The organism is Agromyces sp. P1_H4 (genome assembly GCF_056405255.1).
The window spans coordinates 1-14101 of sequence record NZ_JBFUCL010000059.1 but is presented as its reverse complement, the minus strand read 5'-3'; the positions used below and the strand labels follow the sequence as shown (position 1 = coordinate 14101).

Below are 14101 nucleotides of genomic sequence, written 5' to 3'. Positions count from 1 at the left end.
GCGCACCTCGCGCCGTGCCTGCCACGTCAGCTCACCTCCTCGACGACCGCGACGCTTCGAAGACCGTCGAGGTTCCGCCGCGCGAGCTCCTTCACCGCGGGGAGCGCTTCGGCGATCGAACGCCTCGCCGAGGAGTCCGCACCGATGGTCGCCTGGATGGCGGCCACCACCTCGCCTCCGAATCCCGCGCGCGGAACGACGCACAGCTCGGGCGCGCCGACGAGCGCCATCAGGCCCTCGACCTTGCCCTGCGTCGCGAGCGTGATGGCCGGCTTCCCGCTCCACAGCGTCATGATCGCCAGGTGCATGCGGCCCGTGATCGTGATGGAGGCGACGGACGTGAGTCCCCGGATCTGCGCCGGAGTGAGAAGCTCGCGGACGAACGTCACGTCCTCGGCGTCGACCCGCTCGTACACCGACTGGCAGGCGACGAGGTCGTCGCCTTTCGGCCTGGACACGTGGGGGAGGAGGATCACGTGGTGCCCGGTCGCGCGGAGGTGCCCGATGATCAGCTCGAACTCCTCATCCTGGCTGAAGGTGCGGGAGATCAGGCCGCTGACGTTCACGAGCGCGATCGGCTTCGTGACGCCGGCCACGAACGAGGTCGATGACGTGTCGACGGTGTCTGCGGCGAACACGATGTCGGCCGTCTCGCGGATGTTCCGGACGCCGTCGGCTGCGGCGCGGCGCGCGGAGACCGGATCCCGCAGCATCGGGACGACGCCGTTCGTGCTCGCCGACACGAGCGCGCGTCGTGCAGCGAAACGAGCCTCCCCGTTCCAGCTGAATCCGATGATCCGCGTGTCGATGCCGAGTGCCGCCACTGCGGCGGCGAGGTTCGACCGGTTCACCGAGGCGCGCAGCTTGTAGCGGCCGTCCATGATGTCCGCACCGATCACGGAGAGACTTGCCGCCCTCCCGACCATGCGCGCGAACCGCTCGAGCTCGTGCCCGCGGGCACGTCCGTGGCCGTACACGAGCTCCGGGAGGACGAGCACCTCGACGCGGTCTGCAGCGGCCGCGGGAACATCGACGCTTTCGTTCGAACTCGTCACCGCGACGATCCGGCCCTCGATGTTCTCGACGAAGGCCTCGAACAGCGCTTGGTCCCCGATGTTGCCACCGCCGGGCGCAGTGATCACGACATGTGGGCCGGCCGGGTCACCGCCACGCGTTCCCACCCACCGCGCGACGTTCCGCCGGTCGGCTCGTGCGCCGATGCCGGTGGCGAAGACGGCCTCGTCGAACGTGCGTCGGATCTTGCGGACAACGCGACTGATCATGATTCTCCTCCTTGTGTGGCGGCATCCGGACCCGCGCCTCGCGAACGCGCGAAGTACCGGCGGGCGCCGGCGAGTGCGATGAGATCTCGGCGGAAGGTAGGCCAGACGAGCGCGAGCAGGGAGATCGAGATGACCAGTGCCGCCAGTCCGACCGCCAGGCGGATGACGTAGGCGTCCTCGGGCAAAGCGACGGTCGACGCGAACGACACGCCCGCGGCGATGCCGAAGACGACGAGCGATCGCAGCCCGTTGCGGAACAACTGGCCGGCCGGGGCATCCGACACCCTGGAGATCCAGATCAACGCGACCGGCCACGACAGCGCCAGCGACACGGTGTAGGCGATCGCGACCCCGTAGACGCCCCAAGCCGACCCGATGACGATGAGCACCACCATCGCGGGACGGGTCGCGAGCGCGTAGAGGAAGTTGGAGCGAGCGAGGCCCTTGGCGAGGAACACCCAGTACGCCGCGTAGTTCGCGGCCTGGAAGAACCCGGCGACGAGCAGGATCTGGAAGATCGGCGTCGCATCCACCCACTGATCGCCCAGGGCCACGGCGATGACCGAACCGGCCTGCGCGCCGAGGTACGCGAACGCCACCCCGATGATCGTGAGCATCGCCACCTGGCCGAAGCTGATGAACGCCGCGAACCGCTCCCGCTGGTCCTGGAGGCGGGACAGCACCGGGAGCGCGACGCGCGTGGACGGAGCGTTGATCTGCAGCAGCGGCAGCATCATCAGCTGGAACGCGCGGTTGTACAGGCCGAGGTCGACGGGCCCGAACCGGGCGCCGATGACGACGCTGTCGGCGTTCCGGGCGGCGTACCCGAGCAGCTGGGAGCCGAAGAGGCTCGCCCCGAAGCCGATGAAGGAGCGGATCGACTCACCGCGATGGATCCAGCCCGGGATCCAGCGCGCGAAGGCCACGAGCAGCACGACGGTGAGCCCCGCCTGCACGACCTGCTGCGCGACGAGCGCCCAGTACCCGAAGCCCAGCACCGCCAGCACGATGCCGCTGGCGACGCCGGCCGCCTGCCCGCCGATCTCGGCGAGCGAAAGCCGGAAGAACGAGAGGTTGCGATTGAGGTCGGCCCGGTACTGCGTCGAGATGCCGTTGAGGAGGAACGTCACCGAGAGCACTGCGGTGATGCTCTGCAGTCGCGGATCGTCGTAGAGGCCCGCGATGAGTCCCGACGTCGCGAGGACGGTCAGCGACAGCACGAGGCCGATCGCGGTGTTCGTCCAGAACAGGTTGTCGCGCTGGTGCAGGGAGAGCGTCTTCGCCTGCACGGCCGCCGCGGACAGCCCGAAGTCGCGGAAGATCTCCGCGACCCCCACGATGGCCGTGACCATGGCGACGAGACCGTAGTCGGCCGGCGTCAGCAGGCGCGCGAGGATGACGATCCCGCACAGCTGGATCAGCACGCGGACCAGTTGCCCGCTGAGCGTCACGGCGGCGCCGCGGGAGGCGGATGCGCCCAGGCTCGGCGACATGCCGACCCGTCTCAGCGAACCCGCGTGCGGCGCGACTCGCGCGCCTGCACGTAGGCACGGTGGTGGAGCTCGCCGACGTGCTTCCAGTCGCGATCGCTCAGGGCCGGTTCGGACTCGTGCGAGCGCGACGCCACGTCCTGCAACGCACTCGTGAGGATCTCGGGCGTGAGCGCTCCCTCGTACTGGATGATCCACTCCTCGCCGACCTCGTCGCGAAGCGCCTGGTTCGTCGGCGAGGCCGGGACCAGCACCGGGCGGCCGAGCGAGAGGGCCACGAGGACGACGCCCGAGTTGTGCATCTTCTCCCGGTAGGGCAGCACGACCAGCGACGACGAGGTGATCTCCTCGACGAGCTCCTCGTCGCTGACGAAGCGGAGGAGGGCCGTGATCCGCTCGTCGCCGGCCATCGCCGCCTCGACGATCTCGGCCTGGCCCGCGTGGGGGTCGCCGACGATCCGCAGCTGGAGCGTCGGGTCGTCGATCTCGCGGAACGCGTCCATGAGCACGTCGACCCCCTTGTACGGCCGGATGATGCCGAAGTACAGCACCCGGCCCGGCACCGCGTCGCGATGCGGGTACTTCGCGAACTGGTCCTTGTAGTGCCCGTGCAAGATGGTGACGGCATCCATCCCAGAGGGCAGCTCCGTCGTCGGATTCAGGCGGATGGCGAGCGTGATCGCATGACGCAGTCGACGGAGCGACCGCGATTCGGCAGGAGTACCCTGCTCGTGCGGATCGACGTTGTGCGCCGTCCAGACGATTGGCGTTCCCGTCAGCCTCGCGCGGAGGATCAGCGCATCGAGCATCCGGCGCTTGAGCAGGCGGCGGGCGGGCTTCCGGTCCCTGATGAGCAGCTCCGGCCAGTGCACGTGGAACACGTCGTAGGAGCCGGTGAGCGCGGTGCGCCACGAGAAGAACTTGATCGACACGTGGTCGCTCGCGCCATCGACCATGTGGTCGACGTACTTCGTCGTCCCGTCAGGCGCTCGGAGGCTGTGCAGCACGACCAGATCGGGCCCGTCGGTGGACGAGGGTGCGGCGAGGCCGGGTCCGTCGAGGGTGCGGGTGAGATCAGGAGAGGTCATGCGCGGCGGCTCCAGGTTCGAGGTTTCCGGACGGGAACCACGCTGATCCTCTGCCGTCACGATATAACGGCGGGTCGCGCTGGAGGCGGGGAGTTGCGCAGATCGACACCCACATGTAACCGGCTCGAAACGCAACGGCACGGGGGTGTCCGTGTGGGGGAGGAACGCGAAATCCCCCCTCCGATGGAGGGGGGATTTCGTCGGGATCTGCGATGAGAGTTGGTCGGGGTGACAGGATTTGAACCTGCGACCTCGTCGTCCCGAACGACGCGCGCTACCAAGCTGCGCCACACCCCGGTCGGCCCTCGCGGGCCTCCACAAGGATAGCGGATAAAACCGGGACGACCGACCACGCTCGGTCGCGGCATCCGTCGGCCGATTCAGGCCACGGGAACCAGCCGCAGCACCGTCGCCTCGGGCGGGCAGGCGAACCGGACCGGTGCGTAGATCGACGTGCCGAGGCCCGCCGAGACGTTCAGGAACGCGGAGCGCAGGCCGTGGCGCCAGGTGCTGAGGCCCTTCGCCTGGTGCCTCGGGATGTCGCAGTTCGTGACGAGCGCCCCGAAGCCGGGCATGCAGACCTGCCCGCCGTGCGTGTGGCCGGCGAGGATCAGCTGTGCACCGTGGTTCACGAATGAGTTCAGGACCCGCTGGTAGGGCGCGTGGGTCACGCCGACGGTCACGGTCGAGCGGCGTGCACGGGCGGATGCCGCGTCGGGCCAGGTCTCGTCGCCGAGCGGGTCCTCGGCACGAAGCTCGTCGATCGCCGCGGTGATGAGGTCGAGGCGGTCCCAGCCGCGGTGGGGGTCGTCCACCCCGAAGAACTCGAAGTGCGTCCCGCGCAGGTCGAGGCTCGCGGCGGTGTTGTCGAGGTCCTGCCACCCGAGCTCGGCGAAGTAGGCGTGGAGCGCGTCGGTGTCGAGCCGCTTCGATCGGAGGGCGGGTCCGGATGGGCCACCGAAGTACATGAACGGGTTCTTCAACTTCGGGCCGAAGAAGTCGTTCGAGCCGTTGACGAAGACGCCGGGGATGCCGGCGAAGGCGTCGAAGGCGCGGCGGATGCCCTCGAGCCCACGCTCATGCCCGAGGTTGTCGCCCGTGTCCACGATGAGATCGGGCTGCAACTGGGCGAGCGACGCCACCCAGGCCTGCTTGTCACGCTGCCACGGCGCCATGTGCAGGTCGGAGAGATGCAGGACCGTGATGGGCTCCGCACCGGCCGGCAGCACCGGCACCTCGACCTGCCGCAGCGTCCACCTCGTCCGCTCGACCAGGGAACCCCAGGCGAGCGCGGCAGCGCCCGCTGCGCCGATCGCGAGTGCGATCCGCGCAGCGAGCCGAGGCGCGGCGCCGGTCAACCCTGGCCCGGGGTTCCGCCGCCGTTGCCACCGGTCCCGCCATCGCTGAAGGTCACGGTGACCTCGTCACCGCGCTTCACCGGGCTGTTGGGCGCCGGACTCTGACTCGTGACGGTGCCGGTCGGGTTCCCGCCGCCGCCCTTCATGCGCAGGCCGGCCGCGTCGAGCGCCGCCTTCGCTTGCAGGGCGTTCATGCCAGTGAGGTCGGGCACGGTCGCGCCCTGGCCGTTGCTCGTGAAGACGCGGATCGTCGATCCCTTGCCCGCCTGTCCTGCCGGGTCGGTTCCCGAGACCTGGCCGGCCGGAAGGCTCGAGTCCTGCTGCCCGCCGTCCTCGAAGACGAACCCGGCGGCTTCGATCGCCTGCTTCGCGGCGTCGAGCGAGAGGCCGGCGACCTGCGGCACGTCGACGAGGACCTGCTTGAAGGCACTCGCATCGGGCTCGGTGAAGTCGTCGCCTCCGTACTTCTCGTCCGCGAGCTGCATGATCTTCTTCCACATACGATGGCGCGCAGTTGCTGCGGCGCCACTTTCGAAGCTGACATTTCGGAGATTCGTACGATTGTTGCCGCCGGTCACATTGCCCACCCACACCGCAGTTGCAGCTTTGGTGCTCGAGCCGACCATCCACGTATCGAACGCGTTGTCCGTCGTACCGGTCTTGCCGATGTGGGCTATGCCACTTCCTGTATTCGAAGCCGTCGCTGTTCCATCGCCGGAGAACGTCTGCTGCATTGCATACTCCATCGCATGGGCGACCTCAGGCGTCACCGATTGCGAACAGGTGCTGGCGGGAGGCGCCACCTCGCTGCCGTCTGCCCTCACGATGCGATCGATCGCAATAGGGGTGCACGTCAGACCACTGTTGGCAATACCAGCGAAAGCGGCAGCCATGGTGACGGGCGCGACTTCCTGCGTGCCGAGGACATCAGATGGATTCATGCCAAGCTCGTCGCCATCGGCGCGGTGGACACCGAACGCCTGGGCGGTTTGCTTCAGCTTGCAGAGGTCGAGTTGCTGCGCCATTGCGACGAAGCTGGAGTTCACCGACCACTTCGTCGCGTCGACCGCATTGCTCGCGACCCGGCCGTCGTCATTCTTCGGATTCCATGGCGGGCTGACGTTGAACGTGCCCCCCTCACAGTTGTTGGTGAAGGTCGTGAAGGCCCGACGGCTGCCGTTGAACGACTCCCGCAATGAATGGCCTTCGTTGAGCCACTCGGCAAGTGTGAATACCTTGTACGTCGACCCGGGCTGGAAACCGGCGGAGCCGCCATAATTCTGATCCGTGCTGTAGTTGATGGATGTGTACTCGGGGCTTGCCGCGGCGATGTCGGGGTCTTCTGTGAATCGCTTGTTCTGAGCCATTGCGAGAATCCGGCCTGTTCCTGGCTGAACCGTCACTGCCACGGAGCCGACGTCGAACCTCGGATCGACCGACGGTACGTTCGCGCTCATCGTAGATTCGGCAGCTCGCTGCAGGTCGATGTCCAAACTGGTATAGATCTGCAGGCCACCCTGCTGCAGCATCGTCGCGCCTTCGTTGTCCTCTGTTGCCGGATCATCGAAGTTGTTCAGAATGACGTTCTTCACGTAGTCGCAGAAGTACGCGCTGCCGCCGGCCGTGGCGCAACCAGTGCTCGGTTCCTGGATCGCGGGTGCGACCGGGGTAGCGACGGCTGCCTCGTGGTCGGCCTGCGTGATCTTCTTCTCCTTGAGCATCTGCCCCAGGATGTAGTCGCGCCGCTCCTTGTTGTCGGCGTACGGCACTGGCTGGCCGTCCACCACAGTAGCGGCGCCGTTGGTCTCGCTCTCGGGGTAGTCGAGGCGGAACTTCTCGGGGTTGTTGACGATCGCGATCAGGCTCGCCGCTTCGGGAAGCGTGAGGTCGGCTGCGTGCTTGCCGCCGAAGTAATACTGCGCCGCCGACTCGATGCCATAGACGCGCCCGCCGAAGGCCGCGATGTTCAGGTAGCCCTTGAGGATGTCGTCCTTCGAGAACTTCTTCTCGAGGGAGATGGCATACCGCATCTCCTTGAGCTTGCGCTCCGGGGAGGTCTCCGTGGCGGCCTCGTAGGCAGAGTCCTTCTCCTCCTCGGTCTTCGCTTCACGAACGCCGTTGTTGATGAGCACGTTCTTCACGTACTGCTGGGTGATCGACGAGCCACCCTGGGTCTCGCCGCCGATGACGTACTCGTTGAGTGCTGCGCGCAGGGTGCCCTGGATGTCGATGCCGCCGTGCTCGTAGAAGCGCGGGTCCTCACCTGCGACTGCTGCGTCCTTCACGAACTGGCTGATCTGGTCCCATGCCACCTCTTCGCGGTTCTCGTCGAAGAACGATGCGAGGTGCAGCGGAGATCCATCGGCCTGGACGGCATAGATGTCGGTCTTCTCGGACAGGTCGTCGATCTCGAGGTACCCGGGCAGGTTCTCGAACATGGAGATGCCGTTGTTCGCGGCCATGCCGGTCACCGCGAGCGCGGGAGTCACGGCTGCCGTCACGAGGATGCCGGCGAGAGCGCTCAGGCCGAGGAATCCGAGGACTCCGGCGCCGACGTCGCTCATCGTACGTTTTTGGGCAGACATATAGTGGAGCTTAACGGAGAAGGCTGGCAAAACCCGCTATGCGTGCGGCGCTGCGCTGTCGTGCGCCGACACGCCGCTCTCCGTGAAATCGGTCGCCCGACCGTCGACGCGACCGGGGCGCGATCGACCACATCGCAGTCGCAGACGAGAGACGAGGAACCCGCATGCCGGCCTGGGAGTACATCACCACCCCGCTGCTCATCCACAACACCGCGGCGATCCTGAACAACTGGGGCTCCGAGGGCTGGGAGCTCGTGCAGGTCGTGCAGGGTCCCGAGGGCGGGCTCGTCGCGTACCTCAAGCGCCCGGTCGGCGGCGAGTCGTCGTCCGCCGCGTCCGCCGGCGCGGCTGCGGCCGCCCAGGCCGCCAAGCAGTTCGAGGGCGAGGCCTGATGGCCGCCGTCGAGGCGCGTCTCGCCGAGCTCGGCATCGAGCTCCCCGAGGTCGCTCCGCCCGTCGCGGCGTACGTGCCCGCGGTGGTCAGCGGCTCGTACGTCTACACCTCTGGCCAGCTGCCCTTCGTCGCGGGCAGCCTCCCTGCCACCGGCAAGGTGGGGGACGGACACGGTCTCGTTCCCGCCGACGACGCCAAGGGATATGCCCGCACGTGCATCCTCAACGCGCTCGCCGCCGTACGCGCCGAGATCGGGTCGCTCGACCGCGTCATCCGCATCGTGAAGCTCGTCGGCTTCGTCGCCTCCGACCCGTCGTTCACGGGCCAGCCCGCGGTCGTCAACGGTGCCTCCGAGCTGCTCGGCGAGGTGTTCGGCGAGGCCGGCCGCCACGCGCGTTCCGCGGTCGGCGTCGCGGTACTGCCACTCGACGCGCCGGTCGAGATCGAGCTGGTCGTGGAGTTCGCGTAGCAACCGGCGCAGCGCAGCACACGCCGGGCGCGACGCCCGCACGGTGACGAAGACGACGGATGCCGCGTCGGGAGCGATCCCGCCGCGGCATCCGTCGTTCTGCTACTTGACCTGCTCGGTGATCGCCGTCATGACCGACGTGTCGGCGAGGGTGGTGGTGTCGCCCACCTGACGGCCCTCGGCGAGATCGCGCAGCAGGCGCCGCATGATCTTGCCCGACCGCGTCTTCGGCAGTTCGTTGACGATGAAGACCTGTCGGGGGCGGGCGATCGCGCCGATCTGCGTGGCGACGTGACGGCGCAGCTCTTCGGCGGCCTCGCTGACGTCGGTGACGTGCTCGACCTGGCTGGCCTTGAGGATGACGAAGGCCACGACGGCCTGTCCGGTCGTCTCATCGGACGCACCGACGACGGCGGCCTCGGCCGTCCACGGGTGTGCCACGAGCGACGACTCGATCTCGGCCGTCGACAGGCGGTGGCCCGACACGTTCATGACGTCGTCCACCCGGCCGAGCAGCCAGATGTCGCCGTCCTCGTCGCGGCGGGCGCCGTCGCCGGCGAAGTACTTGTCGCCGAACTTCTCCCAGTAGGTCTCCTTGAACCGCTCGGGATCGCCCCAGATGCCGCGCAGCATCGACGGCCACGGCTCGGTGACGACGAGGAGTCCACCGCCTTCGCCCTCGACCGGTGTGCCGTCGTCGCTCAGGATGTCGATGGAGATGCCGGGGATCGCCACCTGCGCGCTGCCCGGCTTGAGGTCGGTGATGCCGGGCAGGGCCGAGATCATGATCGCGCCGGTCTCGGTCTGCCACCAGGTGTCGACGACGGGAATGGAGCCGCCGCCGATCACGTGCCGGTACCAGATCCACGCCTCGGGGTTGATCGGCTCGCCGACCGATCCGAGCAGGCGCAGCGAGCGCAGGTTGAACTCGTGGGGGATCTGCCGCCCCAGCTTCATGAACGAGCGGATGGCCGTGGGCGCCGTGTAGAGGATGGAGACCTTGTACTTCTCGACGATCTCCCACCAGCGGCCGGGATGGGGGGTGTCGGGCGTGCCCTCGTACAGCACCTGGGTGGCGCCGTTCGCGAGCGGACCGTAGACGACATAGGAGTGCCCGGTGATCCAGCCGACGTCGGCCGTGCACCAGTACACGTCGGTTTCGGGGTGCAGGTCGAAGACGTTCCTGTGGGTGAACGCCGTCTGCGTGAGGTAGCCGCCCGAGGTGTGCAGGATGCCCTTCGGCTTCCCCGTGGTGCCCGAGGTGTAGAGGATGAAGAGCGGATGCTCCGCACCGAACGCGCGCGCCGCGTGCTCGCTCGAGGCCTCGGTCACCGTCTCGTGCCACCAGTGGTCGCGCGACGCATCCCATTCGACGTCGTTCTCCCCGCGGCGGACGACGAGGACGTTGCGCACCGTGCCGCCTTCGGCCTTCGCCAGTGCCTCGTCGACGACGGGCTTGAGCGGGAACACCTTGCCCTTGCGGTAGCCGCCGTCGGCGGTGATGACGAGGGATGCCTCGGCGTCGTCGATGCGCGAGGCGAGGCTGTCGGCGCTGAATCCGCCGAACACCACCGAGTGCACCGCTCCGATGCGCGCCACCGCGAGCATCGCGACGACGGCTTCGGGGATCATCGGCAGGTAGATGGCGACGCGGTCGCCCTCGCCGACGCCGAGGTCGGTGAGGACGTTGGCTGCTCGCTTCACCTCGTCGGTGAGCTGCGCGTAGGTGACGTCCCGGCTGTCGCCGGGCTCACCCTCCCAGTGGAGGGCCACCCGGTCGCCGTTGCCGGCGTCGACGTGCCGGTCGAGGCAGTTGACGGCGACGTTCAGCTCGCCGTCGTCGAACCACTTCGCGAACGGCGGGTTCGACCAGTCGAGCGTGCGGGTGAAGGGCTTCTCCCATTGGAGGAGTTCGCGGGCCTGATGCGCCCAGAACGCGAGCCGATCGTCGTCGGCCTCCTGGTAGAGACGGGCATCGGCGATGGCTTGGGCGGCGAATTCAGGGCTCGGGCGGAAGCGCCTGATCTCCTCGAGTGCGTGGTCGATCTGAACGGTCATGGTTCTCCGGTCGCTCCTTCGCGATTGCGTGCATCGGTTGGGTCGCCTGCCCCACCAGCACCATACCGCCCGGCTCGGACGGGGCTGTAACAGGTCGGTCACACCGGGTCGCATGCTCTTCCGAGCAGCCGTGAGAGCGGTTACTGTGCCTTTGCGCAGAGAAAACTGTACGTCCGCACAAATGAGGACAAAAAATGCTTGCGCATCGTTTCGGAAGCCCTACACTGAATACCGCCCGAACACTCGTTTCGTGGCCTGCAGCGCTCGCGATTCCCCCCAATCCTTGCGCTGCCGAGGCGGCACCTGTTCCCCCCAATGGGTGCCGCCCCCTTTCGTTAACGGCGCTGCTCGACTAGCGCGAACGGCTCGAGTTCTCCTCCACAAGGGTGTGGAGGAGGCTCGATCCCCACCATGGCCCGAGCGGATGCCGTGTGCCGCACGCGGCTTCGTACGCTCGGCGCATGTCCATCCCCTTCGTCGCCACCCCCTCATGGGAACGACCTCAGGCGCAGCCAGCCGGCGCGCTCCAGCTGACCCGTGCGGCATCGACCGCGGCGTCGCCTCGCGCGCACGCCGCGGCTGAGGTCGCCACGAAGGCATCGGGCATCCTGCCGGCCGCAGACCTCGGGTCGTCGGAGGGGGAGTCGTCCTTCGAGCCGGCCGCGAGCGGCGACCTCGACGACCTCGGACCGTTGGCGCCCTTCGCGGCATCCGGCCCCGTGACCGACCTCTTCGTGAACGGCGAACGCGGGCTCTGGATCGACCGGGGTGCGGGTCCCGAGCACGAGCCGGCGTGGTCCGCCGACGAGGCACAGGTCCGCGCACTGGCCGTGCGGCTCATCGCGCGAGGAGGGCGGCACATCGACGAGGCCACGCCCGCCGTCGACGTGCGACTCGGCCGGGGCATCCGGGTGCACGCGGTGCTGCCGCCCGTTTCCTCCGACGGCACGGTCATCTCGGTGCGCGTGCCGCGCGCTTCGGGCTTCCAGCTGGCCGCGCTGGCGCGCGCGGGCATGATGGATGCCGCGCAGGAGCGCGTGCTGCGCGATGCGATCGTCGCACGACGCAATCTCCTCGTGACCGGGGCCGGCGGCACGGGAAAGACCACGCTGCTCGCGGCCCTCCTCGGCGAGGCGTCGCCGCGCGAGCGCATCGTCCTCATCGAAGACGTCGCCGAGCTCAACATCAGCCACCCGCATGTCGTCGCGCTCGAGGCCCGACAGGCCAACCTCGAGGGGGCCGGACGACTCGGTCTCGACGTCCTCCTGCGTGAGGCCCTTCGCATGCGTCCCGATCGGCTGGTGGTGGGGGAGTGTCGCGGCGCAGAACTCCGCGAACTCCTCGCCGCCCTCAACACCGGACACGACGGCGGTGCGGGCACCCTGCACGCCAACTCCCTGGCGGACGTGCCGGCACGCCTCGAGGCGCTCGGCTCCACGGCTGGGCTCGCGCCCGACGCCGTCGCGAGGCAGACGGTCAGCGCCTTCGACCTCGTGCTGCACCTCGATCGTGCCGGAGGTCGACGACGGCTCGCCGAGATCGGCCGCTTCGAGCTCCGCGACGGTCGGCTGGAGGTGGTCGCGCTGTGATCGGGCGTTCGTCTCCGGGCCGCAGGTTCGCCTCTGGCGAGACGCGTCCCCGCTTGTCCGGCTTCCGGCGCCGACGAGTCGACCCCGCAGCCGCTGTCGACGCGATCGCCGTGGTCGCCGAGCGGCTCGCCGTGCTGCTGTCGGCGGGCGTTCCGGCGGGCGGTGCGTGGGCCAACGTGGGTGTGAGCGGCTCGCGGCATGAACGGCTCGGGGCGGAGTCCGACGATGACGCGGTGCGCTCGGCAGCGGCCACGGCGGCGGCCTCGGGCGAGCCGGTGTCGCCGGCCATCGTCGCGGCGCTGAACGAACGACGCGATGCGTCTCCCCAGTGGGCCGTGCTCGCGGCGGCGTGGCAGGTGGCGAGCGACTCCGGTGCGCCGCTCGCCTCCAGCCTTCGCGACCTCGCCGCGGCGCTCCGAGACGAGGCTCAATCGCGCCGCGACGTTCGGTCTGCGCTCGCCGGTCCACTCGCGAGCGCGCGCCTCGTCGTGACGCTGCCGGTGCTCGCCGCCCTGTTCGGCGCCTCGCTCGGGTTCGACACCGTCTCCGTGCTGTTCGGCAACCCCCTCGGGGTGGCCTGTGTCGGCATCGGCACGGCGCTGCTCTGGGCGGGGCACCGGTGGAGCGCCGCGCTCGCCCGTCGTGCGACGCCAGATCGTCACGCGTCGGGGCTGGAGCTCGAGCTTCTGGCCATCGCGATGTCGGGCGGCGCCTCGGTCGAACGAGYGCGCAGCCTCGTCGGTACCTCACTCGGCGAGGTCGGCATCCCGAGCGACCGAGGGTCGTCGGTCGACGACGTGATCGCGCTGGCCGCCCGCGCCGGCGCGCCGGTGGCCGACCTCCTTCGCGCCGAGGCCGGGCGACTCCGCCGGGTGGCCCGCGCCGACGGGGCTGCCCGGGCGGCCGCCCTCGGCGTGCGGCTGATGCTGCCGCTCGGCGCGTGCGTCCTCCCCGCGTTCGTCCTCCTCGGCGTCATGCCGCTGCTCATCTCGGTCGTCTCGGGCACGCTCGGCGCCGCCGCATGATGCCATCGAACTCGTGCCGTCCACCCGCCGGGACATCCGGCACCATGAAAGGAATACCGCATGCACGACCACGACCATGACCACGTCGCCGACCATGGTGGCGACGGCACCCGCACCCCGAGGCGCCACCCCACTGAGGCGGTGGCGAGGCCGCGACCGTTCCGTCCGGGGCTCCGCCGCCTCGCCGGCGAGCGCGGGGCCGCCACCGCCGAGTACGCCGTCGYGACGATGGCCGCTGTCGGGTTCGCCGGACTGCTCGTCATCATCCTCCGAGGTGATGAGGTGCGCGGAATCCTCACCGACCTCGTGCGGAATGCCCTCACCGTCGGATGAAGGCGAGCGCGGCAGCGTGACGGCGGAGTTCGCCGTCGCGCTGCCGGCGATCGCCGTGGTGCTCGCCACCTGCCTGGCGGCGGTCGTCCTCGTGGCGCAGCAGGTGCGGCTGACGGATGCTGCGGCCGACGCCGCGCGTGCCCTCGGGCGTGGTGAATCCGAGTCGTCCGCCGCGTCGATCGCCCATCGGGTGTCGGGCGGTGGCTCGGGGATGACGAGCTGGCACGAGGACCCGTTCGTCTGCGTCACGCTGTCCGCGCCGGCAGCGGGCCTGCTCTCCGCCGTCACGCTTCGCGCGGAGTCGTGCGCCCTGGCCGGGGGGCGGTGAGCGTGCGCGAGGCGGAGCGAGGTGCGGCATCCGTGCTGGCGCTCGGCATCGTGGGTGCCGTGGTGGCGCTGACCGTGCTCACGGTGCCCATGCTGTCGGCCT

12 protein-coding genes and 1 tRNA gene are annotated in these 14101 nt (G+C 69.1%); 6 read left to right on the top strand and 7 right to left on the bottom strand.

Features of this window, described 5'->3' with window-relative positions; translation table 11 throughout:
• Nucleotides 1-26 precede the first annotated feature (26 nt).
• From AC1DY2_RS05930 to AC1DY2_RS05905, 6 genes are all read right to left on the bottom strand, one after another.
• Nucleotides 27-1283 carry a polysaccharide pyruvyl transferase family protein gene (locus AC1DY2_RS05930; protein ID WP_476761576.1) on the bottom strand — a complete coding sequence of 419 codons (1257 nt, stop codon included), beginning with the start codon at nt 1281-1283 and terminating at the stop codon, nt 27-29.
• Nucleotides 1280-2776, bottom strand: a complete 1497-nt coding sequence (locus AC1DY2_RS05925; protein WP_476761575.1) for a lipopolysaccharide biosynthesis protein — start codon at nt 2774-2776, stop codon at nt 1280-1282. The genes AC1DY2_RS05930 and AC1DY2_RS05925 overlap by 4 nt, the downstream gene beginning before the upstream one ends.
• Before the next feature lie 11 nt (nt 2777-2787).
• A complete protein-coding gene (locus AC1DY2_RS05920) occupies nt 2788-3861 on the bottom strand; it encodes a glycosyltransferase (protein WP_476761574.1) in 1074 nt (357 codons plus the stop codon).
• A 220-nt stretch (nt 3862-4081) separates the two neighbouring features.
• Nucleotides 4082-4158 (bottom strand) — tRNA-Pro (locus tag AC1DY2_RS05915).
• Nucleotides 4159-4241: 83 nt separating this feature from the next.
• Nucleotides 4242-5219 carry a metallophosphoesterase gene (locus AC1DY2_RS05910; RefSeq protein ID WP_476761573.1) on the bottom strand — a complete coding sequence of 326 codons (978 nt, stop codon included), beginning with the start codon at nt 5217-5219 and terminating at the stop codon, nt 4242-4244.
• Nucleotides 5216-7783, bottom strand: coding sequence for a transglycosylase domain-containing protein (locus AC1DY2_RS05905; protein ID WP_476761572.1), 2568 nt, complete (start codon nt 7781-7783; stop codon nt 5216-5218). Before AC1DY2_RS05905 ends, AC1DY2_RS05910 begins: the two co-directional genes overlap by 4 nt.
• Nucleotides 7784-7968: 185 nt before the next feature.
• On the opposite strand from AC1DY2_RS05905, the gene AC1DY2_RS05900 reads away from it, so the two are divergent.
• A complete protein-coding gene (locus AC1DY2_RS05900; protein ID WP_309973458.1) occupies nt 7969-8196 on the top strand; it encodes a DUF4177 domain-containing protein in 228 nt (75 codons plus the stop codon).
• A complete protein-coding gene (locus AC1DY2_RS05895; RefSeq protein WP_476761571.1) occupies nt 8196-8666 on the top strand; it encodes a RidA family protein in 471 nt (156 codons plus the stop codon). The genes AC1DY2_RS05900 and AC1DY2_RS05895 overlap by 1 nt, the downstream gene beginning before the upstream one ends.
• Before the next feature lie 102 nt (nt 8667-8768).
• On the opposite strand, the gene acs is transcribed toward AC1DY2_RS05895, so the two are convergent.
• Nucleotides 8769-10724 (bottom strand): acetate--CoA ligase, encoded by a 1956-nt coding sequence (acs, locus tag AC1DY2_RS05890; RefSeq protein WP_476761570.1) that lies wholly within the window; start codon nt 10722-10724, stop codon nt 8769-8771.
• A gap of 461 nt (nt 10725-11185) precedes the next feature.
• On the opposite strand from acs, the gene AC1DY2_RS05885 reads away from it, so the two are divergent.
• The 4 genes from AC1DY2_RS05885 (at nt 11186) to AC1DY2_RS05870 (ending at nt 13999) form a co-directional block, all read left to right on the top strand.
• Complete coding sequence (locus AC1DY2_RS05885) at nt 11186-12313, top strand: TadA family conjugal transfer-associated ATPase (protein WP_476761569.1); 1128 nt, start codon at nt 11186-11188, stop codon at nt 12311-12313.
• 53 nt (nt 12314-12366) lie between these two features.
• On the top strand, nt 12367-13338 hold the full coding sequence (locus AC1DY2_RS05880; RefSeq protein ID WP_476761568.1) for a type II secretion system F family protein: 972 nt from the start codon (nt 12367-12369) through the stop codon (nt 13336-13338).
• Nucleotides 13339-13479: 141 nt separating this feature from the next.
• Nucleotides 13480-13671: a DUF4244 domain-containing protein gene (locus AC1DY2_RS05875; protein ID WP_476761577.1), complete on the top strand. Its 192-nt coding sequence runs from the start codon at nt 13480-13482 to the stop codon at nt 13669-13671.
• Nucleotides 13672-13687: 16 nt separating this feature from the next.
• Nucleotides 13688-13999, top strand: a complete 312-nt coding sequence (locus AC1DY2_RS05870) for a TadE family type IV pilus minor pilin (protein ID WP_476761567.1) — start codon at nt 13688-13690, stop codon at nt 13997-13999.
• Nucleotides 14000-14101: the final 102 nt, after the last annotated feature.

Bases quoted from the DNA above. Each gene is read 5' to 3' on its own strand.
- acs (WP_476761570.1), bottom strand. From the start codon at position 10,724: ATGACCGTTCAGATCGACCACGCACTCGAGGAGATCAGGCGCTTCCGC.
- AC1DY2_RS05905 (WP_476761572.1), bottom strand. From the start codon at position 7,783: ATGAGCGACGTCGGCGCCGGAGTCCTCGGATTCCTCGGCCTGAGCGCT.
- AC1DY2_RS05930 (WP_476761576.1), bottom strand. From the start codon at position 1,283: ATGATCAGTCGCGTTGTCCGCAAGATCCGACGCACGTTCGACGAGGCC.
- AC1DY2_RS05920 (WP_476761574.1), bottom strand. From the start codon at position 3,861: ATGACCTCTCCTGATCTCACCCGCACCCTCGACGGACCCGGCCTCGCC.
- AC1DY2_RS05925 (WP_476761575.1), bottom strand. From the start codon at position 2,776: ATGTCGCCGAGCCTGGGCGCATCCGCCTCCCGCGGCGCCGCCGTGACG.
- AC1DY2_RS05885 (WP_476761569.1), top strand. From the start codon at position 11,186: ATGTCCATCCCCTTCGTCGCCACCCCCTCATGGGAACGACCTCAGGCG.
- AC1DY2_RS05895 (WP_476761571.1), top strand. From the start codon at position 8,196: ATGGCCGCCGTCGAGGCGCGTCTCGCCGAGCTCGGCATCGAGCTCCCC.
- AC1DY2_RS05900 (WP_309973458.1), top strand. From the start codon at position 7,969: ATGCCGGCCTGGGAGTACATCACCACCCCGCTGCTCATCCACAACACC.